2 protein-coding genes are annotated in these 1993 nt (G+C 39.4%); both read left to right on the top strand.

Annotated features, from left to right (window positions below; all coding sequences use genetic code 11):
• Nucleotides 1-643 (top strand): DNA replication/repair protein RecF (gene recF / locus B3O33_RS14425; RefSeq protein WP_292363868.1); only part of this gene is annotated, 643 nt, incomplete at its 5' end.
• Between the two features lie 74 nt (nucleotides 644-717).
• On the top strand, nucleotides 718-1993 hold a 1276-nt coding region (locus tag B3O33_RS14420), incomplete at its 3' end, for an ATP-binding protein (protein WP_292363867.1).

Genomic DNA, 1993 nt, shown 5'->3' with positions numbered 1-1993 from the left:
CCATTGGCAAGCCTATAAAAAAATACTTTCTCAAAGGAATGCTGCTTTACGAAATAATAAGCCTGTAACTGAAATTAGGGTATGGAATGTATCTTTAGTAGAGCACGGTTTACATTTATCAAGATACAGAAACGAATATTTAATGCAGTTATTAATCAGCTTTGAAAAATGGTTTAACAAACTATGTAAAGATTTTAATAATGCAAAGTTTGAATTAAGGTATTTGTCTGGTTGGCCTAAAGAACATGAGTTCAAAAATGTCATCGAAACCACAATTGATAGAGATCGTGCATTGGGATATACACGGTCAGGACCACATGCGGCTGATTGGTCAATCCGAATAAATGGAAATGATCCTGCTGAAGTCCTATCTAGAGGGCAGCAGAAGTTGTTTTTTTTGGCGATTAGCCTTGCACAAATTTCGCTCCTTCAGCAGTTTAATGAGCAAAAAAGTATTTTATTGGTAGATGATATTAGCTCAGAACTGGATGTTCAACATCAGCATTTGGTGCTAGATTGTATTAAAGATTTACGGGTTCAGACCTTTATCACAACAACTAGCTCTGAGCTTAATGCAGCTATTGAAAATGATGAAAATGGAAGTTTGTTCCACGTGGAACGTGGGGAGTTAAGACAGATATAGTCACGCTGTCAACCAACGACGATACATAGTAGAATGGACGATTATGCATCACCTTGCTGTAAATGGATTAATTTATGACCACTGAAAATAATAGTTACGATTCTTCCAACATTAAAGTTTTAAAGGGATTAGACGCTGTCAGAAAACGCCCAGGCATGTATATAGGAGATACAGATGATGGTACGGGCTTGCATCACATGGTCTTCGAAGTTTTAGATAATTCAATTGATGAATCTCTAGCAGGACATTGTACTGAAATCAATGTTCGTATACATCCAGATGATTCAGTTTCAGTAGAAGATAATGGCCGCGGAATTCCCGTGGACATGCATGAAGGTGAAGGCGTTTCTGCCGCAGAAGTTATCATGACTGTACTGCATGCCGGCGGCAAATTTGATGATAACTCATATAAAGTCTCAGGTGGTCTTCATGGGGTTGGTATTTCAGTGGTCAATGCATTATCAAAAAAACTGACACTTGAAATAAAACGTAACGGTTATTTTCATAAACAGAGTTATACACACGGTGTACCCGATGCACCATTAACAGCATTTGAAGCAACCGAAGAAACTGGTACAAAAATACAATTTTGGCCAAGTGAAGAAACCTTTACCCAGATCACCTATGATTACAAAATTCTTGCCAAACGAATCCGGGAACTCGCTTTTTTAAACTCAGGCGTCAGAATAGTACTGACGGATGAAAGGGATGAAAAAACCGAAGTCTTTCATTATGAAGGTGGTATCAGCGCATTTGTTACGCATCTGAATAAAAATAAAACCTTCGTACATGAACACGTCATTAATATAAGTGGCACAAGAGACGACGTCGTTGTTGAGTTGGCAATGCAATGGAATGATTCTTATCAGGAAAATATTTATTGTTTTACCAATAACATTCCACAACGAGATGGTGGTACACATTTGGCTGGTTTTAGGGCAGCACTGACCAGAAGCTTAAATCAATATATCGACAGCGAAGGTTTGGCGAAAAAATCAAAAGTGGTCACCAGTGGTGATGATGCACGTGAAGGGCTGACTGCTGTGTTATCGGTTAAAGTACCTGACCCGAAATTTTCATCACAGACAAAAGATAAGCTGGTTTCATCAGAAGTTCGTACCATTGTTGAGTCACTGGTAAATGAACATTTCCAGGACTTTCTGATTGAAAATCCAAGCGAAGCAAAACTGATCGCCAATAAGATGATTGATGCGGCACGTGCACGGGATGCTGCACGTAAAGCACGTGAGTTAACGCGACGCAAGGGCGTATTGGATATTGCCGGTTTACCGGGAAAACTGGCAGATTGCCAGGAAAGAGATCCTGCACAATCTGAACTGTTCTTAGTGG

Origin of the sequence: Methylophaga sp. UBA1464 (assembly GCF_002325665.1) — a bacterium.
Taxonomy (GTDB): domain Bacteria; phylum Pseudomonadota; class Gammaproteobacteria; order Nitrosococcales; family Methylophagaceae; genus Methylophaga.
The sequence above is the reverse complement of the archived record's forward strand: the minus strand, read 5'-3'. Positions and strand labels throughout refer to the sequence as shown.